We start from the raw sequence: 20,958 nt of genomic DNA on the forward strand, positions 1-20,958 counted from the left end.
GCGCACGTGGGGGGTGCGGGTGGAACCGGTCACCGGAAGCCGGTGGGCATGTACTGGTCGACGTTGGTCTTGTCGACGACGGCCGAGTAGAGGGTGATCGACGCGGGGATCTCGAACTCGGCCAGGCCGCCGATGCCCTTGCCCTGGCCGAGGGCGCGGGCGAGGTCGATCGCGGAGGCGGCCATGGTCGGCGGGTAGAGGACGGTCGCCTTCAGCACACCGTCGTCCTGCTTGATGGCCTGGAAGGCGGACAGGGCGCCGGCGCCGCCGACCATCAGGAAGTCGTCGCGCCCGGCCTGCTCGATGGCGCGCAGCGCGCCGACGCCCTGGTCGTCGTCGTGGTTCCACAGGGCGTCGAACTTGGACTGGGCCTGGAGCAGTTGGGCCATCTTGGCCTGCCCGGACTCGACGGTGAACTCGGCGGCCTGGCGGGCGACCTTCTTGATGTTGGGGTAGTTCTTCAGGGCGTCGTCGAAGCCCTGGGTGCGCTGCTTGGTCAGCTCCAGGTTGTCCAGGCCGGCCAGTTCGATGACGCGGGCATCGGACTTGCCCTTGAGCTTCTCGCCGATGTAGTGCCCGGCGTTGAGGCCCATGCCGTAGTTGTCGCCGCCGATCCAGCAGCGGTAGGCCTGCGGGGTGTTGAAGATCCGGTCGAGGTTGACGACCGGGATGCCCGCGCGCATCGCCTTCAGCCCGACCTGGGTGAGGGCCTTGCCGTCGGCGGGCAGCACCACCAGGACGTCGACCTTCTTGTTGATGAGGGTCTCGATCTGACCGATCTGCTGGGCGGTGTCGTTGGAGCCCTCGGTGATCTCCAGGGTGACGTCGGAGTACTTCTCGGCCCGCTTCTCGGCGTTGTCGTTGATGGCGTTGAGCCAGCCGTGGTCGGCCTGCGGGCCGGCGAAGCCGATGGTGACCTGCTTGCCGGGCTTGTCGTCGGCGGCGGGCTGGTTGTTCCCGGCCGGCTCGTCCTTGGAGTCGGAGGGCTCGTTGCTCGTGCACCCCGTGAGGAGGGCACCGGCGGAGACGGCGGCGGCTCCGAAGAGCAGTCCTCTGCGGCTCGTGATCTCGGTCATGGCGGTGAACCCTTTCCTCAGGTCGTGCTCGCGGTACGGCGCTGGACCAGCACGGCGGCGACGATGATCGCGCCCTTGGCGATCTGCTGGACGTCGCTCTGCAGGTTGTTCAGGGCGAAGATGTTGGTGATCGTGGTGAAGATCAGGACGCCGAGCACGGAGCCGGTGATGGTGCCGCGGCCGCCGGTGAGGAGGGTGCCGCCGATGATCGCGGCGGCGATGGCGTCGAGTTCGTAGAGGTTGCCGTTGGTGTTCTGTCCGGAGCCGGACAGAACGATCAGCAGGAAGGCGGCGATGCCGCAGCACAGCCCGGACAGCAGGTAGAGGTAGAGCCGCTGGCGGCGGACGTCGATACCGGCGAGGCGGGCGGCCTCCGGGTTGCCGCCGACGGCGACCGTGCGGCGGCCGAAGGTGGTGCGGTTGAGCACCAGCCAGCCGATGACGGTCACGACCGCGAAGACCAGGACCAGGGGCGGGATGCCGAGGACGTAGGCGTCGCGTTCGCCCAGGTCGAGGACGGACGGCACGGTCACGATCTGTGTCTTGCCGTCGGTGATCTGCAGGGCGAGACCGCGGGCGGAGGCCAGCATGGCGAGGGTGGCGATGAAGGGCACCATCGCGCCGTAGGCGATGAGCACCCCGTTGACCAGGCCGCAGCCGACTCCGACGACGACCGCCGTGAAGAGGATGCCGGCGAAGCCGTACTCCTGGGTGGCCACCGTGGTCGCCCACACCGAGGCGAGGGCGACGATGGCGCCGACCGACAGGTCGATGCCGCCGGAGACGATGACGAAGGTCATGCCGACGGTGACGACACCGATCACGGACGCCTGGGTGAGGACGAGTTGCAGGTTGCGGGTGTCGAGGAACTCGTCGGGCTTGGTGATGCCGCCGATGAGGATCAGCACGGCGAGCACGCCGAGCAGGGAGAGGGTGCGGACGTCGGTGCGGGCCAGCAGGCCACGCCAGGCCGAGGGCCGGTCCTGGGGCACCTTGTCGGTGATGCTGTCCCGCGGCGGGGAGACGGGCTGCGTCATGACGCCGGACTTCCTTCCATGACCAGGTCGAGTACGCGGTGTTCGTCGAGTTCGCGCGCGGGTGCCGTGTGGACGACACGGCCCTCCCGCAGCACCAGGACGCGGTCGGCGAGGCCGAGCACCTCGGGCACCTCGCTGGAGACCAGCAGCACGGCGAGGCCTTCGTCGGCCAGCCGGCGGACGACCGCGTAGAGCTCGGCGCGGGCGCCGACGTCGACGCCGCGGGTGGGTTCGTCGAGCAGCAGCACCTTGCAGCCGCGCAGCAGCCAGCGGGCCAGGACGGCCTTCTGCTGGTTGCCGCCGGACAGGGTGCGCACCGGCACGGACGGGTTGTCGGGCCTCAGCGACAGTTCGCGGGTCGCGGACCGGGCGGCACCGAGTTCGGCGCCCCGGTCGATCCAGCCGCCGCGCGAGAAGCGGGACATGGAGGAGACCGACACGTTGCGGGTGACGGACTCCAGCATGAGCAGGGCCTGCGCCTTGCGTTCCTCGGGGGCGAGCCCGAGTCCGGCCCGGACGGCGGCCCGGACGCTGCCCGGCTTCAACGGCTTGCCGTCGACCAGCACCTGACCGGTCGTCGGTTTCCTGGCGCCGTAGACGGTCTCGAGGATCTCGGAGCGGCCCGAGCCGACGAGTCCGGCCAGGCCCACGATCTCGCCCGGTCGTACCTCCAGGTCGAGGGCCTCGAACTCCCCGGCGCGGGACAGCCCCCGGACGGTGAGCACGGGTTCCCCGGACGGCGGGGAGTCGGGCCGGTCGGGGAAGACGTACTCGACGTTGCGCCCCGTCATCAGCGCGACGACCTCACGGGTCGGGGTCGTCTTCGCCGGCAGTCCGTTCGCCACGGCCCGCCCGTCCTTGAGCACGGTCACCCGGTCGCCGATGCGCCGGATCTCCTCCAGGCGGTGCGAGATGTAGACGACGGCGACACCGGCGGCGGTGAGGTCGCCGACGATGCGGAAGAGGTTGTCGACCTCGTCCGGGTCGAGGGCGGCGGACGGCTCGTCCATCACGATGAGCCGCACGTCGTGGGAGAGCGCCCGGGCCATGGACACGATCTGCTGCTGTGCCGCCGACAGCTCGCCGACGAGCCGGGCCGGATCGATCTCCGGGTGGCCGAGTCGCTTGAGGAGGGCGGCCGTCGACTCCTTGGCGGCCTTCCCGCGGACGACGAAACCGGCGGCGGTCGGCTCGTGGCCCAGGTGGACGTTCTCGGCGACCGACAGGTGCTCCACCAGGTCGAGTTCCTGGTAGATGGTCGCGATGCCGAGCCGCATGGCGGCGATCGGCGAGCGGAGTGTGACCTGCTCGCCGCGCCAGCGGATCTCGCCGGTGTCGGGCTGGTGGGCGCCGGCCAGGACCTTGATGAGGGTCGACTTCCCGGCGCCGTTCTGGCCGAGCAGGCAGTGCACCTCGCCGGCCAGGACGTCGAGGTCGACGCCGTCGAGGGCCCGGACTCCGGGGAACGACTTGGTGATGCCGGACATGCTGAGCAGCGGTGGTTCTGGTGCCATGAGGTCCCCTTGGCGGGCGTGCGGGCCGGTTTCAGGGCAGGGCAAAGCAGGGCGCGGTGCTGGTACGCCGTACTGAACTGAGTGCTTACGCGGGTGAGAACAGGTGGTCGCTGATGAGCCGGGCCGCGCCGGTGACTCCGGCGGCGGGTCCCAACTCGCCCAGGACGATGGGCAGATTGCCGGTCGCGAGGGGCAGTGACTGGCGGTAGACCTGAGTGCGGATCGCGGCGAGCAGGGTGTGGCCGAGGCCGGTCACCCCGCCGCCGATCACCACCAGGCCCGGGTTGAAGAAGCTGACCAGGCCGGCGATGACCTGGCCGGTGCGGTTGCCGCCCTCACGGATCAGGTCGAGTGCGGTGGCGTCGCCGGCGGCGGCCGCGGCGGCGACGTCGACGGCGGTGAGCCCGCCGCCCGTCTCCAGCCGCGAGGCCAGTTCGGCGGAGAGCCCCTGCTGGGCGGCCTCCGTGGCGTCGCGGGCGAGGGCCGCCCCGCTGAAGTGGGCCTCCAGGCAGCCCCGGTTGCCGCAGGCGCAGGGGCGGCCGTCGGGCACGGCCTGGATGTGCCCGATGTCGCCGGCGCTGCCCGTCGTACCGCGGTAGACCTCACCGCCGACGACGATGCCGCAGCCGATGCCCGTGCCGATCTTGACGCAGAGGAAGTCGGCGACGGTGCGGGCGACGCCCGCGTGCTGCTCCCCCATCGCCATGAGGTTCACGTCGTTGTCGACCATGACCGGACAGCCGAGTTCCTGGCTGAGCGCTTCCCGCACGGGGAAGCCGTCCCATCCCGGCATGATCGGCGGAGCCACCGGGATGCCCTCGGGGAAGCGGACCGGGCCCGGGACGCCGATGCCGGCGCCGTCGAACCCCTCCGCGAGCCCCGAGGCCTTCAACTTGGCGGCCATGGCCAGGACCTGCTCGAAGACCGCGACCGGGCCCTCGCGCACGTCCATGGGGTGGTTGATGTGCCCGAGGGTCTCCAGTTCGGCGTTGGTGACGGCGACGTCGACCGAGGTCGCGCCGATGTCGACGCCGAGGAAGCGCAGCCCGGGGTTGAGCCGGATGTTGTGGGAGCGGCGGCCGCCGCGCGAGGCGGCGAGCCCGTCGGCCACGACCAGCCCCGTCTCCAGCAGCCGGTCCACCTCCACGGCGAGCTTGGACCGCGAGAGGTCGACCTGGTCGCCCAGCTGGGCACGGGAGTTGGGGCCACCGTCGCGCAACAGCTTGAGCAGTCGGGCCTGGTGGGCGTTTCCGGGTCGTGCGGTCATACGTCTCACGAGCCCCTCCCCGCCTCAATCGGCCTGTGCGCGCCGGTTTTCCGCCACATCGGTGGCTTGCTTTCGGAGGGAACGTAGCAGCGGCTGCCGAAGGTGGGAAGAAGTCGCGCAGGAATTGCCCTCTACTTTTTCCACTCACAGGACAAAGACGAGGACGCGGGCTCAGACGGTGCCGACCGCCCGCCGAGGCCTACGAACGCGCTCGCGCGTGGTACGACCGCCTCGTGTGTTCGGTGTGTTCGCGCATGAGGTGGGTGGCCCGCTGTTCGTCGCGGTCGGTGATCGCGGCGATGAGTGCGCGGTGTTCGATCCAGGACTGGTGGCCCCGCTGGCGGGCGACCGGCGTGTAGTACCAGCGGACGCGGCGGTCGACCTGGGCGGCCAGTTCGGCGAGGACGGCGTTGCCGGCGAGCTCCATGATCTTCGCGTGGAAGCGGGCGTTCATGGCGACGGCCCCGTCCACGTCGTCGGCCTCGACGGCCTTCTCGCCCTCCGCGCACAGCGCTTCCAGCGCGGCGATGCCGGCCTTGTCCGCGCCCGCCGCGGCGAGCCGGGCCGCCTCGGCCTCCAGGAGCGTACGGACCGTGAGGAGCTGGTCGGCCTCCTCCTCCGTCGGCTCGTGCACGAACGCGCCCTGGGCGGGCCGCAGATCGACCCATCCCTCGGTGTTGAGCCGCTGCAACGCCTCGCGCACCGGCTGCCGGGAGACCCCCAGATGCCCGGCGAGTTCGCTCTCCACGAGGTGCTGGCCGGGCTGGAGGGCACGGGTGGTGATGAGTTCGAGCAGCGCCTCGTAGACACGGTCGCGCAGCGGACCCGGGCGTTCCAGCTTGGGTACCGCCCCTTGGGGCAGGCCTGTCGACAGCATCGCGGTCCCCCTCCTCGGCAGGGCCGTGCACAGCGCGGCGGAAGCCGGTGTCGCCGTAGCGTCAGTATCGATTGTCTTTCGTCTACAGTCTACGGCGCACAGGAGCCAGGGTTCCGGGCAGTTGACCGCGTCACACCGCGGCGCACGCTCAGGGGCAGCGGACGACCTGCCCGGCGTACGACAGGTTCCCGCCGAAGCCGAACAGCAGGACCGGGTCGCCCGTGGCGATCGCACCCTGTTCGACCAGCTTGGACAGGGCGAGCGGGATGCTCGCGGCCGAGGTGTTGCCGGACTCCGTGACATCGCGCGCGACGACCGCGTTCACGGCGCCGATCTTCTCCGCGAGGGGTTCGATGATGCGGAGATTGGCCTGATGCAGTACGACCGCCGCGAGGTCCGCCGGCGCCAGCCCGGCCCGCTCGCACGCCCGCCGCGCGATGGGCGGCAGCTGCGTCGTCGCCCAGCGGTAGACGCTCTGCCCCTCCTGCGCGAAACGCGGCGGTGTGCCCTCGATCCGCACCGCGTTCCCCATCTCGGGCACCGAACCCCACAGCACCGGCCCGATGGCGGGCTCGTCGGCGGCCTCCACGACCGCGGCCCCGGCCCCGTCACCGACGAGCACGCAGGTCGTGCGGTCGCTCCAGTCGGTCACGTCGGACATCTTGTCGGCGCCGATGACCAGGGCCCGGCTCGCGCCCCCCGCGCGGACGGCGTGGTCGGCGGTGGCCAGGGCGTGGGTGAAACCGGCGCACACCACGTTGAGGTCCATGGTGGCGGCCTGCGGGATGCCGAGGCGGGCCGCCACCCGGGCGGCGGTGTTGGGCGAGCGGTCGACGGCCGTGGAGGTGGCGACCAGCACCAGGTCGATGTCGGCGGGGGTCAGCCCGGCCGCCGCGAGGGCCTTGGCGGCGGCGTGGGCGGCCAGCTCGTCGACGGGTTCGTCGGGGCCGGCGATGTGGCGGGTGCCGATGCCCACCCGGCTCCTGATCCACTCGTCACTGGTGTCGACCATGCCCGCCAGGTCCTCGTTGGTGAGCACCTTGGCGGGCTGGTAGTGGCCGACGGCGGCGATGCGCGAGCCGTTCATGCGGGCGGTCCCCCTCGTTGGAACTTGGGTAGCGGGACCCACCAGTCTGATCAGTGACTCGCGGGTACGACGGCAGGCAAGGTGACAGGAAACAGGTGCCCGCGTTGTCAGCTTCGGTCAGGACCTCGGACGACCGAGCACCTGTCACCTGCCCCGGCGGCTAGCCGGTGAACAGCTGGGTCGCCTTGCGGACCAGCTCGTACAGCCCGTAGGCGAGCGGCAGGCCCACCCACACCCAGGCCAAGGCGATCAGCCACCGCCGGTCCGGGCTAGGCGGACTCTGACTGCTGTCGCTGGACATGCGCGGCCTCCTTCGGTGCCGGGATGTGATGACGCGGGTGGACGGGCCGGACGAGTTCGTTGGCGACGAAGCCGACGACGAGCAGCCCGATCATGATGACGAACGACAGCCCGTACAGGGACGCGCCGTGCCGGCCCGCCTCCTCCTGCCGGTCGGCGATCCAGTTCACGATGAGCGGCCCGAGCACGCCCGCCGTGGACCAGGCGGTGAGCAGCCGCCCGTGGATGGCGCCGACCTGGTAGGTGCCGAACAGGTCCTTCAGATACGCCGGAACGGTCGCGAAGCCGCCGCCGTAGAAGGACAGGATCACCAGCGCACACAGGACGAACAGCGGCTTGGAGGAGTCGCCGAACAGGGCGATGAGCGCGTACATCAGCGCGCCGGCGCCCAGGTAGACGCGGTAGATGTTCTTGCGGCCGATCAGGTCGGACGTCGAGGACCAGGCGATGCGGCCCGCCATGTTCGCCGCCGACAGCAGCGCGACGAAGCCGGCGGCGGCCGTCGCCGACACGGGTGTGGAGGTGTCCGCGAAGAAGTCCGTGATCATCGGGGCGGCCTTCTCCAGGATGCCGATGCCGGCGGTGACGTTCATGCAGAGCACGATCCACAGGCACCAGAACTGCGGGGTGCGGATGGCCTGGTTCGCGGAGACCTGCGGGCCGGTGGGGGCCGGTCGCGCAGTTCCCCGCGCCCCTGGGGCACTGCTCGGAACCCGGACCAAAAGCACACCCAGCAGCATGAACACGGCGTACGACAGCCCGTGCACCAGGAAGGCGAGTGCGATGCCGGAGCTGTCACCGCCGAAGGACTCCAGCATCTGCGCGGACCACGGCGACGCGATGAGCGCACCGCCGCCGAAGCCCATGATGGCGATGCCGGTGGCCATGCCGGGCCGGTCCGGGAACCACTTGATCAGGGTGGAGACGGGCGAGATGTAGCCGATGCCGAGGCCGATGCCGCCGACGAAGCCGTAGCCGAAGACGATCAGCCAGTACTGCTCCAGGGCCGCGCCCAGCGCGGAGAGCAGGAAGCCGGACGAGAAGCAGACCAGGGCGACGGTCATCGCCCAGCGCGGGCCGTTGCGTTCGACGAGCGTGCCGCCGAACGCGGCGGACAGGCCCAGCATGACGATGCCCAGCTGGAAGGGCAGCGCGCTCTGCGTGCCGCTGAGGCCGAGTGCGGACTCCAGGGGCGGCTTGAACACGCTCCAGGCGTAGGCCTGGCCGATGGAGAGATGTACGGAGAGAGCGGCGGGCGGGACGAGCCAGCGGCTCCAGCCCGGGGGCGCGACTGGGGGACTCATGAACCCGGAACGGTAGGCAGTCGCAGGGGACTTGAGAAGGCGGCGCGTCGACCGTATGCGGTGAGCGGTATCCAGCATGCGCCGAACGGTCATCGCACGGACCCTTGCTGACCCAACGTCCATACTGTAGACAATATTCCGTCGACACAAGCTGACGCCGACCGTGAGCCGGCCACTCGGCAGTCACCTCCGCGGTATCCCTCAAACCGAACGGAGTGTTCCCGTGAAAGTCGCAGTTCTCGGCGCCGGTGCCATCGGCGCCTACGTCGGCGCCGCGCTCCACCGCGCGGGCGCCGATGTGCATCTCATCGCCCGTGGACCGCATCTGGCGGCCATGAGGCAGCACGGAGTCCGGGTGCGCAGCCCGCGCGGCGACTTCACCGCGCACCCCCACGCGACCGACGACCCGGCCGAGGTCGGCCCGGCCGACTTCGTCTTCCTCGGCCTGAAGGCCAACGCGTACGCGGCGTGCGGGCCGCTGATCGCGCCGTTGCTGGGCGCCACGACGGCGGTCGTGGCCGCCCAGAACGGCATCCCCTGGTGGTACTTCCACCGGCACGACGGCCCGTACGACGGCCACCGCGTCGAGAGCGTGGACCCGAACGGCGCGGTCAGTGCGGTGCTCGCGCCCGAACGGGCCGTCGGATGCGTCGTCTACGCGGCGACCGAGCTCGAAGGGCCGGGCGTCATACGGCACTTGGAGGGCACGCGGTTCTCGATCGGTGAGCCCGACCGCAGTGTGTCCACGCGGTGCGTGGCGTTCAGCGAGGCCATGCAGGCCGGCGGGCTGAAGTGCCCGGTCGAGCCGGACCTGCGCAATGACATCTGGCTCAAGCTGCTCGGCAACATCTCCTTCAACCCGATCAGCGCACTGGCCCGCGCGACCATGCGGCAGATGTGCCTGCACGGCGGCACGCGCAAGGTCATCGAGATCATGATGACCGAGACGCTCGCGGTCGCGAACGCCCTCGGCTGCGAGGTCGGCGTCTCCATCGAGCGCCGGCTCGCGGGCGCCGAGCGGGTCGGCGACCACCGGACCTCCACGCTCCAGGACCTGGAGCGCGGCAAACCGCTCGAACTCGACGTACTCCTCGCGGCGGTCGTCGAGTTGGCGGACATCACCGGCGTGGAGGTGCCCACCCTGCGCACCGTGCACGCCATCTCGGACCTGCTCGCGCTGAGGAGCGCCGCATGAGCAAACGCGACCGAACCCCGAAGACCTACACACGGCTCACCCACCCCCTGGTCAGGGACTCGCGCGACGAGCCCTTCCGCCGGGCCACCTGGGAGGAGGCCCTGGACCGGGCCGCCCGGGGACTGGCGCGCAACCGGGGCGCGTTCGGCATGTTCTCCTGCGCCCGGGCGACGAACGAGATGAACTATGTGGCCCAGAAGTTCGCCCGGGTCGTCATGGGCACCAACAACGTCGACTCCTGCAACCGCACCTGCCACGCCCCGAGCGTGGCGGGCCTGTCGGCGGCGTTCGGCTCGGGCGGCGGGACGTCGTCGTACGAGGAGATCGAGCACACCGACGTCATCGTGATGTGGGGCTCCAACGCCCGCTTCGCGCACCCGATCTTCTTCCAGCACGTGCTGAAGGGGATCAGGAACGGCGCCCGGATGTACGCCGTCGATCCGCGCCGGACGTCGACCGCCGAGTGGGCGGAGAGCTGGCTGGGCCTCAACGTCGGCACCGACATCCCGATGGCGCACGCGATCGGCCGCGAGATCATCCACGCGGGCCTGGCGAACGAGGCGTTCATCGCGCGGGCGACCACCGGCTTCGAGGAGTACAAGGCGCTGGTCGAGCCGTGGACGCTGTCGCTCGCCGAGAAGGTGACGGGCGTTCCGGCCGCCGCCATCCGCGAGCTGGCGCACGCCTACGCCCGCGCCGAGCGCGCCCAGCTGTGCTGGACCCTCGGCATCACCGAGCACCACAACGGCACCGACAACGTCCGCGCCCTGATCAACCTGTCCCTGCTCACCGGGCACGTCGGCCGCTACGGCTCCGGCCTGCAGCCCCTGCGCGGGCAGAACAACGTGCAGGGCGGCGGCGACATGGGCGCGATCCCCAACCGCCTGCCCGGCTTCCAGGACATCCTCGACCCCGGCACCCGGCTGAAGTTCGAGTCCGCCTGGGACACCGTCATCCAGCCCCACTACGGGCTGAACCTCACGGAGATGTTCGAGGCGATGGAGGACGGCACGCTCAAGGCCGTCTACTGCATCGGTGAGAACCCCGCCCAGTCCGAGGCCGACAGCGAGCAGGCCGTACGGCGGCTCAGGGCGCTCGACTTCCTGGTCGTGCAGGACATCTTCCTCACCAAGACAGCCGAGCTCGCGGACGTCGTCCTGCCCGCCACGGCCGGCTGGGCGGAGACCGAGGGCACGACCACCAACAGCGAGCGACGGGTGCAGCGCGTCCGCAAGGCCGTCACCCCGCCCGGCGAGGCCCGCGAGGACATCGACATCCTCTGCGACCTCGCGGCCCGCCTCGGCCACGACTGGAAGTACGCCGACGCCGAGACCGTGTGGAACGAGCTCCGGTCGGTCTCCCCCGACCACTACGGCATGACGTACGAGCGCCTGGAGGAGCACCAGGGCATCCAGTGGCCGTGCCCCAGTACCGACGGGCTCGAACCGACCTATCTGCACGGCCGGTTGTGGGAGCCCGACCCCGCCGAGCGCGGTCCGCTCGCGCCCTTCGGGATCGTGCAGCACGACCCGCCCGTGGACCTCACCGACGAGGAGTACCCGATCCGGCTGACCACCGGGCGGCGCCTGGACTCGTACAACACCGGTGTGCAGAGCGGCGGTTACGCCTCGCCGCTCAGGCGCGGCGAGTACATCGAACTGTGCCCGGAGGACGCCGAGCGCTACGGGGTGGTGGTCGGCGAGCAGGTCCAGGTCACCTCGCGGCGCGGGTCGGTGACCGCGCCCGTGTGGGTGGACACCGCGCTGCGGCCCGGGCTCGCCTTCATGACCATGCACTTCCCCGACGAGGTGGACACCAACGCGCTGACGATCGAGGCGAACTGCCCGATCGCGGGGACGGCGGAGTTCAAGGCGTCGGCGATCCGGATCGAGAAGCTGCCCATCGCGACCATCGTGGGGTGACGCACAGTGGACCTGCACTTCGGTGACAGCAAACCGACGGACGACGAACGGGCGGCCGTCGACGCCCTGCTGGGCCCTCCGGAGTCCTCCTGGGAGGGCGCCGACCGCTCCGACGCGGATCTGAGGTGGGCCCGTGGCGGGCGCGCGGCCCGGGACCGCCGCGACCTGCTGTTGCCGGGGCTGCACGCGATCAACGACCGGGTCGGCTGGATCAGCGACGGCGCGCTCGACTACCTGTGCCGGCGGCTGACGGTGCCGCCGGCGGAGGCGTACGGGGTCGCCACCTTCTACGCCATGTTCTCCGTCAAGCCGCGTCCGGCGACCGTGCTCCACGTGTGCACGGACCTGGCGTGCGCGGCGGCCGGGGCGCCTCAGCTGTGCGCGGGGATCGAGGAGCGGCTGGGCCTCGGCAGCGGGGTCGCGGTCGAGCGCAGCCCCTGCCTGGGCCTGTGCGAACGCGCCCCGGCCGCGCTCGCGATCAGGGCCGGGGACCCGGTTCGTACGGCGGTCTCGGCGCCGGCGACCGTGCACGACGCCGTTCTCGCCGCGAGCGCCCCCGACTCGGCCCCGGAGGAGCCGCCGGCCGCGCTGGCGGTGCCCCAGGCCGGGCAGGACGGGCTGATGCTGCTGCACCGCGTCGGCGTGGTCGACCCGGCGTCCCTCGACGACTACCGCGCCCACGGCGGCTACACGGCCCTGCGCCGGGCCTTCGAGCTGGGTCCGGCCGGCGTCATCCGCGAGGTCACCGACTCGGGCCTGGTCGGGCGCGGCGGCGCCGCCTTCCCGACCGGCCGCAAGTGGCAGGCCACGGCGTCCCAGCCGGACCGTCCGCACTACCTCGTCTGCAACGCCGACGAGTCCGAGCCGGGCACGTTCAAGGACCGCGTGCTCATGGAGGGCGACCCGTACGCACTGGTCGAGGCGATGACGATCGCCGGGTACGCGACCGGCGCCCACCAGGGCTACCTCTACCTGCGCGGCGAGTACCCCCGCGCCCTGCACCGCCTCGAACACGCGATCGCGCAGGCCCGCGCGCGCGGCCTGCTCGGCGACGACGTCCTCGGCCAGGGCTACGCCTTCGACATCGAGATCCGGCGCGGTGCGGGCGCCTACATCTGCGGTGAGGAGACGGCCCTGTTCAACTCCATCGAGGGCTACCGGGGCGAGCCCCGTTCGAAGCCGCCGTTCCCCGTGGAGAAGGGCCTGTTCGGCAAGCCGACGGTCGAGAACAACGTCGAGACGCTGGTCAACGTCCTGCCGGTCCTCACCATGGGCGCACCGGCCTACGCGGCGATCGGCACGCCGCGGTCCACCGGGCCGAAGCTGTTCTGCGTGTCCGGGAGCGTGGAACGGCCGGGCGTCTACGAGCTGCCGTTCGGCGCGACGCTGGGCGACCTGCTCACCCTCGCCGGGATGCGGGACGGTCTGCGGGCGGTGCTGCTCGGCGGGGCGGCGGGCGGTTTCGTCCGGGCCGACGAGCTGGACATCCCGCTCACCTTCGAAGGGACACGGGAGGCGGGCACGACGCTCGGCTCGGGGGTCGTGATGGCCTTCGACGACAGCGTGCCCCTCCCCCGGCTGCTGCTGCGCATCGCGGAGTTCTTCCGCGACGAGTCGTGCGGCCAGTGCGTGCCGTGCCGGGTCGGGACCGTGCGGCAGGAGGAGGCGCTGCACCGGATCGTGGAGCGCACCGGCGCGGACGCCGCCGGGGACATCGCCCTGCTGAGGGAGGTCGGCCGCGCGATGCGGGACGCCTCGATCTGCGGTCTCGGGCAGACCGCGTGGAACGCCGTGGAATCCGCCATCGACCGTCTGGGGGCGTACGAATGACCGTCACACCGCTGGGGATCCCGCGCCGCATGATGGAGTTCACGATCGACGGCGAGGAGGCCAGGGTCCCCGAGGGCTCGACGATCCTCGACGCCTGCCGGGCGGCCGGAAAGGACATCCCGACCCTGTGCGAGGGCGACACCCTGCGGCCGAAGAACGCCTGCCGGGTCTGTGTCGTCGAGGTCGAGGGGGCGCGCACCCTGGTCCCGGCCTGCTCCCGCAAGGCCGAGCCGGGCATGGAGGTGCGCACCGACACCGAGCGGGCCCGGCACAGCCGGAAGGTCGTCCTCGAACTGCTCGCGTCCTCCGTCGACCTGTCGACCACGCCCAGGGTCGCCGAGTGGCTCAAGGAGTACGAGGCGAAGCCGGACCGCTTCGGCCCGGAGGCGGCCCGGCTCAACGAGGAACCGAAGGTCGACAACGATCTGTACGTGCGCGACTACGACAAGTGCATCCTCTGCTACAAGTGCGTGGACGCCTGCGGCGACCAGTGGCAGAACACCTTCGCGATCTCGGTCGCCGGGCGCGGTTTCGACGCCCGGATCGCCGTGGAGCACGACGCCCCGCTGACCGACTCGGCGTGCGTGTACTGCGGGAACTGCATCGAGGTGTGCCCGACGGGCGCGCTGTCCTTCAAGTCCGAGTTCGACATGCGCGCGGCGGGTACGTGGGACGAGTCGCGGCAGACGGAGACGACCACGGTGTGCGCGTACTGCGGAGTGGGCTGCAACCTGACGCTGCACGTGCAGGACAATGAGATCGTGAAGGTCACCTCACCGCACGACAACCCGGTGACCCACGGCAATCTCTGCATCAAGGGCCGCTTCGGCTACCAGCACGTACAGAACCGGGGCTGATCAGGACATGGGACGAGTCACGGAACGACGCAAGGTGCTCCGCATCCGGGACGGGGCGGTCTCCAGCCGTCCCGACACACTCGTCGCCGAGGAACCCCTGGAGATCCGCCTCAACGGCAAGCCCCTGGCGATCACCATGCGCACCCCCGGCGACGACTTCGCGCTGGCGGCGGGCTTCCTGGTGAGCGAGGGGGTGCTGGGCGGGCAGCAGGACCTGAGGAACATCGTCTACTGCGCAGGGGCGACGGCCGACGGCTCGAACACGTACAACGTGGTCGACGTGCAGACCGCCCCGGGGGTGGTGATCCCGGACATCACCCTCGAACGCAACGTCTACACCACCTCCTCCTGCGGGCTGTGCGGCAAGGCCTCGCTGGACGCGGTGCGGACCACGGCCCGCTGGCCCATCGCCGACACTCCCCCGGTCCGGGTCACCCCCGAGCTGCTCGCGAGCCTGCCCGACCGGCTGCGTGCAGCCCAGCGGGTCTTCGACCGGACCGGCGGCCTGCACGCGGCGGCCCTCTTCTCTCAGGACGGCGAGCTGCTGGACGTCCGGGAGGACGTGGGCCGGCACAACGCGGTCGACAAGCTGGTCGGCCGCGCCCTGCAGAACGGGGAGCTGCCGCTGTCGCGGACGATCCTGCTCGTGTCGGGCCGGGCCTCCTTCGAGCTGGCGCAGAAGGCCGTGATGGCCGGTATGCCGGTCCTGGCGGCGGTGTCGGCGCCGTCCTCGCTGGCGGTGGACCTGGCCGCCGAGACGGGCCTGACGCTGGTGGGCTTCCTGCGGGGCAGCTCCATGAACGTGTACGCGGGTGAGGACCGGATCGCCCTGCGGGCCGCGGCCGCCCAGGGCTGAGCAGGTTCCCCCGCGACACGGCGGCGGGGCCCCGACCGGCGGGGAGCGCCCCCTGCGCCGCAGGGGCCCCGTCTCGGCCTGCCCGGGGCTCGGCGCCCCTACTCCGCCGCGCCGGATATCCGCCGCAGCATCCCCGTGAACTGCTCGCGTTCGGCCTCCGACAGCGGGGCGAGCAGCTCGTCGTTGGCCGCGCGGGCCGCCTTCTCGCAGCGCGTCAGCAGCCGGGCTCCCCGGGCGGTGAGGGACACCGCGTTCTTCCGCCGGTCCTTCGGGTCCGGCTCGCGCACCACCAAACCCGCCGCCTGGAGGTCGTTCAGGATGCCGACCAGGTCCTTGGGGTCCAGCCCGACCCCGCGGCCGAGGTCGGCCTGGGCGACGGGGCCGAGGTCACGGACGGCGGACAGCACCACGTGGTGCCACATCCGCATGTCCTGCTCGGCCAGCGCCTCGGCCACCAGGGCCCGGCCGCGGGCGGCGGCACGGCCGAGCAGCCAGCTGGGCAGGGAGCGGATCGCGGGGAGGGGAGCTTCCGACATGGCCGCAGCCTAACCAAGAAATCGTTGGTTCTCCCTATGATCATCCTATACCGTTGGGATGCCCAACGAACTCGTGGGGATGACCAACGACATCCGGAGGTGCGATGCGCCGCGTCCGCTACGAATCCCGAGGCGGCCCCCTGTTCACGGAGGAGGCACCGGTGCCCGAGCCGGGCCCCGGAGAGCTGCTCGTGCGCGCGGAGGCGATCGGCGTCACACTCCCGGTCGTCCGCAAGGTCGGCGAGGCGGCGGAGCCGGCCCCGCTCGGCGGCGAGATCGCCGGGGAGGTCACGGCCGTCGGCGAGGGCGTCACCCGCTTCGGTATCGGCGACCGCGTGACGGGGCTCTGCTTCGGCCACGGCTACGCCGACTTCGCGCTCCTGCACGAGGCCATGGCCTCCCCCGTACCGGCGGACGCATGTGCCGTCGACGCGGTCGCCCTGGTCCGCAGCGGCCTGGTCGCCCTCGGCGCCCTGGAGGCGGCTCGGCCCGAGCCGGGCGAAGCTGCCCTGGTCACGGCGGCGGCGAGCGGTGTCGGCCACCTGGCCGTGCAGCTGGCCAGGACGCGGGGCGCCGGGCGGGTCGTGGGGGCGGTCTCCGACCCGGCCAAGGCCGATTTCGTCCGCGGCCTCGGCGCCGACCACGTCGTCACCTACGCCGACGACAGCTGGGGCACCCCGGTCGACTACGTCCTGGACGCGGTCGGCGGGGAGCTGCTCACCCCGGCCCTTGCCGCACTCGCCCCGGAGGGACGGCTGGTGGCGTACAGCTCGGGCGGCGGCACCATCCAGGCGTACGACCTGCTCGTGGGCGCCAAGTCGGTGACCGGGTTCCAGATGGCCCGCATCGCCCGCGGGAAGCCGGAGTTGTACGAGCAGTGGCGTGAGGAGCTGTGGCGGCTGTTCGACGCCGGAGAGGTCAGGCCCGTCGTGCACGGGGAGTTCGCCCTTGAGGACGCGGCGAAGGCACACGGGGAGATCGAGGCGAGGGCCAACCTCGGCAAGGTCGTCCTGATCCCCTGACGCACGCTCCTTGTGGGGGGTCTGTGAAGCCAAGTACCGTCTGTGGCCCACACATGGGACGTGGGATGTCCGGTTGGTTCGCATGTAAGCCCGAATCTCGGCTCCCCGGATTCCGTTCCCGTGCTTCGGTGGTCCAGCCGACAGACGCATGAAGGGCAGGTCGCACCATGCCGTCAAGTCTTCGCACACGTCTGAGATCCACCCTGACAGCCGTTCTCACCGCCGCGGCGCTGCTCACGCCCGCAGACCCGGCCCATCCCCAACCCTCCACGCCCTTACCGGAGTTCGAACAACAGATCCTCTTCAAGGCCTCCCAGGACCCCGGTTACGCGTGCTTCCGGATCCCCGCGATCGTGCGGACCACGGCCGGCACGCTGCTCGCCTTCGCCGAGGGCCGTGTCCTCAACTGCGGTGACGCGGCCGACATCGACATCGTCCTCAAACGCTCCACCGACGGCGGCCGCACCTGGGGACCGCTCCAGGTCGTCAACGAGGGCGCGGGCGACACGCACGGCAACCCGGCGCCCCTCGTGGACCGCAGGACCGGCCGGATCCTGCTGGCCGAGACGTACAACACCGGCCGAACGGACGCCGGCAACTGCACCGTCCCCTGCGACCGCACCCCGCACCTGCAGTACAGCGACGACGACGGCCGGACCTGGTCCGAGCCGCGCGACCTGAGCGACCAGATCCTGCCCCGGCACTGGAACTCCTGGTACGCCACCGGGCCCGTGCACGGCATCCAGCTCACCCGCGGTAAGCACGCCGGGCGGCTGGTGTTCGGCGTCAACACCGAGACGTGGGACGGCAACCGGGTCACCGCCAACCACGCCGCGCTCATCGTCAGCGACGACGGCGGCGACGAGTGGCGGATCGGCGCCACGGACTCCTGGCCGATAGCGCAGGACGGCACGTTCCGGCAGAAGCCCTCGGAGGTGACGCTCACCGAACGGGCCGACGGGGCGGTCCTCGTCAGCGGCCGGGAACAGGACGGCACCGACCTGGGGCACCGCTCCCAGACCCTCAGCCTGGACGGCGGCGACAGCTTCGCCACGCCCTTCCGCGCCCTCCCGGACCTCTACACCCCGCAGGTCCAGGGCGCGACCCTGCGCCTCGGCCACCGGATGCTGCTGTCCGCCCCGGCCGATCCCGACCGCCGCCGGACGATGATGGTCCGCTCCTCCTACGACGGCGGGCGCACCTGGGACAGCGTCGACCGGGGCACGGTCGTCACCACGGACTGGTCCGGCTACTCCGACATGGCGGCGGTCGACGCCTCGACGGTGGGGCTGCTGTACGAGGGCGGCGCGGTCGACGCCCGCGACGAGATCCGCTTCGCCCGCTTCACCGAGGACTGGCTGACACCGCGCCGGGGCGCCGACCCGACCACCCGCGACGCCGCGCCGGGCGCGCGTCCCGCGGCCGTGCTCGGCGGTGCCGGGCGGACGGCCGGCGTCCGCGGCGGTGCGCTGTCCTTCGACGGCACCGACGACGCCGTACGCCTGCCGTACCGGTCCCGGCTGGCGCTCGGCGAGGGCGACTTCACGGCCTCGCTGTTCTTCCGCTACACGGCCACGACCGGCGAACAGCCCTTCCTGTGGATGGGCGGCATCGGCAACAGCCAGCCGCAGATCTGGCTGCGCGGGGAGCCGGCGAGCGACCGGGTCCGGGCGCTCATCACCACCCGGTCGGGCGCGACGACCGTCAGGACGGCCTCGGTGTGGACCGACGGCGCCCACAACGACGGCCGCTGGCACCACCTGGTCCTGCGCCGGGGCGGCGGGAACCTGACCCTCTTCCTCGACGGAACGCCGATCAGCACCCCGGACGTGCCGGGCTCGGTCAGCCGTAACTCCCCGTTCGGCGTGCACATCGGCCAGCGCATGGACAGCCGGGCGTTCCTGGCGGGGGCGATCGACGACGTCCGCGTCTGGAACCGGGCCCTCACCGAAGGGGAGTTGGGCGCCGGCACCAAGGGCGCGGATGCCAGGGGCACGGTGCTGTGGCTCCCCATGGACCGGGTGAGCGGCAGCAACTAACGTCACGGCACGTGCCCGACGACGTGAGTGCAGCACGAGCACGACAGCGCACGGGAACCGGGATCGGCCTGCTGCTGGTCCTGGTTCTCGGGGCCGCGCTGCTCATCGCCCTCCCCGAGGACGAGAGTCCGGACGACGACGCCGCCTGCCGCGCGCGCACGGTCCGCTCCTGGCAGCCGGACGACGGCCTCACCGCCGAGTTCGCCCGCTACGGCGACGACGCCGCCCGCACCGACGACTGGACCGGCGGCGACGGCACCCACTCGGTGCGGCTGCCGGACGGCCGGGTGCTGTGGCTGTTCTCGGACACCTACCTGGGCCGGGTGTACGGCCCGCCCAACCCGCACGGCGAGTCCTACGCCTGGCGGGACACCACCGCGCCGCTGGTGCGCAACTCGGCCGTGCTGATGCGCGACGGCCGACTGGAGACCACCCTCCCCGCCCCGCTCTTCGCCGACCCGGCGCCGAACCAGTGGCGCTGGCCGGTCGCCGCCCGTGTCGAACCCCGCTCCCCCGGCTCCTCCGAGCAGGTCGTCCGGGTGCTGCTGTGGGTGCGCACGGCCGGCCAGGCCCCGTGGATCTACGGCGTGCCCACCGCGACCGAGGTGGCCACGCTGTCGCTGCCCGATCTGCGCCTGGAGTCGGTCGTCAAGGTGCTCGACCAGCAACTGGTCCCGGACCCGTCCCGGCGCGTGCTGTTCGGCACGACCCTGGTCGAGGAGGACGGCTGGACGTACGTCTTCGGCGGTGACGACGGCCGCGCGGCCTCCCGCCCGGCCTCGCACGCGTACGTGGCGCGGGTGCCGGAGGGCAGGCTCGGGGATCCGGCGGCCTGGCGGTACTGGACCGGCTCGGCGTGGGCGGCCGGCGCCCGCCCCCGGGCGGTGCTCGGGGACGAGCAGCGCAGGGGCGTGGGCAGCGCGTTCTCGGTCGTCCGGGACGGCGGGACGTACCTGCTGTTCACGATGGCCGCGGGCCCGAAGGGCCTGACCACCGTCGCCTCGTACTGGGCGTGTTCCCCGGCCGGGCCGTGGCACGGGCCCGCGAAGGAGTTCAGCCCGTCGCTGCCGCAGGGCCAGGTGGCCGCCTACAACCCGCAGGCACATCCGGTCCTGAGCGGCGAGGGACGTCTCGTGCTGAGCTACGACGTGAACTGGCTGGAGACGACGGGCGCCGCCGCCCAGCTCAGCCGGAACGTGTCCCTGTACCGACCTCGGTTCGTGACGCTGCGGCTGGCTCCGGCGCGGTGACCTCCGGGCGGGGGTCGTGCGAGCGGCGCTTGGCGATCACCGCGCAGACCATCAGCTGCATCTGGTGGAAGAGCATCAGCGGCAGCACGGCCAGCGAGGCCTGCGCGCCGAACAGGACGCTCGCCATGGGCAGTCCGGCGGCCAGGGACTTCTTCGAGCCGGCGAACTGGAGGGTGATCCGGTCCTCCCGGACGAAGCCCAGCGCCTTGCCGCCGTACCAGGTCAGCAGCAGCATCACGGCGAGGACCACGGCCTCGACGACGAGCAGCCCGCCCAGCCGGAGGGGGCTGACCTGGTGCCAGATGCCCTGGACCATGCCCTGGCTGAACGCGGTGTAGACGACGAGCAGGATCGAGCCGCGGTCCACCAGTGCGAGGACCTTCTTGTGGCGGGTGACGAAGCCCCCGATCCAGCGGCGCAGCAGCTGTCCGGCGAGGAACGGCACGAGCAGTTGCAGCACGATCTTCAGCAGCGAGTCGGCGGAGAACCCGCCCCCGCTGCCGCCGAGCAGCGAGGCCGCGAGCAGCGGGGTGGCGACGATCCCGACGAGGGAGGAGAAGGAGCCCGCGCAGATCGCGGCGGGCACGTTGCCGCGGGCCATCGAGGTGAAGGCGATCGAGGACTGCACGGTCGACGGGACGAGCGTGAGGAAGAGCAGGCCCTGGTACAGCGGGTGGGTGAGGATCACCGGCACCAGCCCGCGGGCCGCCAGGCCGAGCAGCGGGAAGACGAGGAAGGTGCAGGCCAGGACGGTGGCGTGGAGCCGCCAGTGGCGCAGCCCGTCCAGGGCCTCACGGGTGGACAGCCGGGCGCCGTAGAGGAAGAACAGCAGGGCGATCGCTGCCGTGGAGGCACCGGACGCGACATCGGCGACCGTCCCGCGGGCCGGGAACAGGGCGGCGACGCCCACCGTCGCGAGGAGGAGAAGGATGTACGGGTCGATCGGCATCCGACGCGGCCGGCGCAGGCGTTTCACGGTGCTCCACTTG

18 protein-coding genes are annotated in these 20,958 nt (G+C 71.7%); 8 read left to right on the plus strand and 10 right to left on the minus strand.

Annotation, left to right across the window (positions count from 1 at the left end; translation table 11 throughout):
• Nucleotides 1–29: 29 nt before the first annotated feature.
• From MQE23_RS08150 to MQE23_RS08185, 8 genes are all read right to left on the minus strand, one after another.
• Nucleotides 30–1,076, minus strand: coding sequence for a substrate-binding domain-containing protein (locus MQE23_RS08150; protein WP_020276532.1), 1,047 nt, complete (start codon nt 1,074–1,076; stop codon nt 30–32).
• A gap of 17 nt (nt 1,077–1,093) precedes the next feature.
• Entirely contained in the window at nt 1,094–2,113 is a 1,020-nt protein-coding gene (locus MQE23_RS08155; RefSeq protein WP_243378686.1) for an ABC transporter permease, read from the minus strand.
• On the minus strand, nt 2,110–3,627 hold the full coding sequence (locus MQE23_RS08160) for a sugar ABC transporter ATP-binding protein (protein WP_243378687.1): 1,518 nt from the start codon (nt 3,625–3,627) through the stop codon (nt 2,110–2,112). Before MQE23_RS08160 ends, MQE23_RS08155 begins: the two co-directional genes overlap by 4 nt.
• Before the next feature lie 85 nt (nt 3,628–3,712).
• On the minus strand, nt 3,713–4,894 hold the full coding sequence (locus MQE23_RS08165) for an ROK family transcriptional regulator (RefSeq protein ID WP_020276535.1): 1,182 nt from the start codon (nt 4,892–4,894) through the stop codon (nt 3,713–3,715).
• Between the two features lie 199 nt (nt 4,895–5,093).
• The gene (locus tag MQE23_RS08170; protein WP_020276536.1) at nt 5,094–5,771 is read right to left on the minus strand and encodes a GntR family transcriptional regulator; all 678 of its coding nucleotides are present in this window, start codon (nt 5,769–5,771) and stop codon (nt 5,094–5,096) included.
• 148 nt (nt 5,772–5,919) lie between these two features.
• A complete protein-coding gene (locus tag MQE23_RS08175) occupies nt 5,920–6,858 on the minus strand; it encodes a beta-ketoacyl-ACP synthase III (protein ID WP_020276537.1) in 939 nt (312 codons plus the stop codon).
• A gap of 160 nt (nt 6,859–7,018) precedes the next feature.
• Nucleotides 7,019–7,159 (minus strand): hypothetical protein, encoded by a 141-nt coding sequence (locus MQE23_RS08180; RefSeq protein ID WP_243378688.1) that lies wholly within the window; start codon nt 7,157–7,159, stop codon nt 7,019–7,021.
• On the minus strand, nt 7,128–8,462 hold the full coding sequence (locus MQE23_RS08185) for an OFA family MFS transporter (protein ID WP_037673031.1): 1,335 nt from the start codon (nt 8,460–8,462) through the stop codon (nt 7,128–7,130). The genes MQE23_RS08180 and MQE23_RS08185 overlap by 32 nt, the downstream gene beginning before the upstream one ends.
• Nucleotides 8,463–8,685: 223 nt before the next feature.
• Between MQE23_RS08185 and MQE23_RS08190 the strand changes: the two genes are divergently transcribed.
• Genes MQE23_RS08190 through fdhD form a run of 5 tightly spaced genes read left to right on the plus strand, consistent with a single transcriptional unit; the run spans nt 8,686 to nt 15,122 of the window.
• Nucleotides 8,686–9,657: a 2-dehydropantoate 2-reductase gene (locus MQE23_RS08190; RefSeq protein ID WP_243378689.1), complete on the plus strand. Its 972-nt coding sequence runs from the start codon at nt 8,686–8,688 to the stop codon at nt 9,655–9,657.
• Nucleotides 9,654–11,579 (plus strand): molybdopterin-dependent oxidoreductase, encoded by a 1,926-nt coding sequence (locus tag MQE23_RS08195; protein WP_020276541.1) that lies wholly within the window; start codon nt 9,654–9,656, stop codon nt 11,577–11,579. The genes MQE23_RS08190 and MQE23_RS08195 overlap by 4 nt, the downstream gene beginning before the upstream one ends.
• Nucleotides 11,580–11,585: 6 nt before the next feature.
• Entirely contained in the window at nt 11,586–13,409 is a 1,824-nt protein-coding gene (locus MQE23_RS08200; RefSeq protein ID WP_020276542.1) for an NAD(P)H-dependent oxidoreductase subunit E, read from the plus strand.
• A complete protein-coding gene (locus MQE23_RS08205) occupies nt 13,406–14,266 on the plus strand; it encodes a 2Fe-2S iron-sulfur cluster-binding protein (RefSeq protein ID WP_243378690.1) in 861 nt (286 codons plus the stop codon). The genes MQE23_RS08200 and MQE23_RS08205 overlap by 4 nt, the downstream gene beginning before the upstream one ends.
• 7 nt (nt 14,267–14,273) lie before the next feature.
• Nucleotides 14,274–15,122, plus strand: coding sequence for a formate dehydrogenase accessory sulfurtransferase FdhD (fdhD, locus tag MQE23_RS08210; protein ID WP_243378691.1), 849 nt, complete (start codon nt 14,274–14,276; stop codon nt 15,120–15,122).
• A 98-nt stretch (nt 15,123–15,220) separates the two neighbouring features.
• On the opposite strand, the gene MQE23_RS08215 is transcribed toward fdhD, so the two are convergent.
• Nucleotides 15,221–15,658: a MarR family winged helix-turn-helix transcriptional regulator gene (locus tag MQE23_RS08215; RefSeq protein ID WP_020276546.1), complete on the minus strand. Its 438-nt coding sequence runs from the start codon at nt 15,656–15,658 to the stop codon at nt 15,221–15,223.
• 104 nt (nt 15,659–15,762) lie between these two features.
• On the opposite strand from MQE23_RS08215, the gene MQE23_RS08220 reads away from it, so the two are divergent.
• The 3 genes from MQE23_RS08220 (at nt 15,763) to MQE23_RS08230 (ending at nt 19,969) form a co-directional block, all read left to right on the plus strand.
• The gene (locus MQE23_RS08220; protein WP_020276547.1) at nt 15,763–16,680 is read left to right on the plus strand and encodes a zinc-binding dehydrogenase; all 918 of its coding nucleotides are present in this window, start codon (nt 15,763–15,765) and stop codon (nt 16,678–16,680) included.
• A gap of 167 nt (nt 16,681–16,847) precedes the next feature.
• Entirely contained in the window at nt 16,848–18,719 is a 1,872-nt protein-coding gene (locus tag MQE23_RS08225; RefSeq protein WP_020276548.1) for a sialidase family protein, read from the plus strand.
• 11 nt (nt 18,720–18,730) lie between these two features.
• On the plus strand, nt 18,731–19,969 hold the full coding sequence (locus MQE23_RS08230) for a DUF4185 domain-containing protein (protein WP_243378692.1): 1,239 nt from the start codon (nt 18,731–18,733) through the stop codon (nt 19,967–19,969).
• On the opposite strand, the gene MQE23_RS08235 is transcribed toward MQE23_RS08230, so the two are convergent.
• On the minus strand, nt 19,905–20,918 hold the full coding sequence (locus MQE23_RS08235; RefSeq protein ID WP_020276550.1) for a bile acid:sodium symporter family protein: 1,014 nt from the start codon (nt 20,916–20,918) through the stop codon (nt 19,905–19,907). The genes MQE23_RS08230 and MQE23_RS08235 overlap by 65 nt on opposite strands.
• Nucleotides 20,919–20,958 lie beyond the last annotated feature (40 nt).

It is taken from the genome of Streptomyces sp. HP-A2021 (assembly GCF_022807935.1).
Taxonomy (GTDB): domain Bacteria; phylum Actinomycetota; class Actinomycetes; order Streptomycetales; family Streptomycetaceae; genus Streptomyces; species Streptomyces afghaniensis.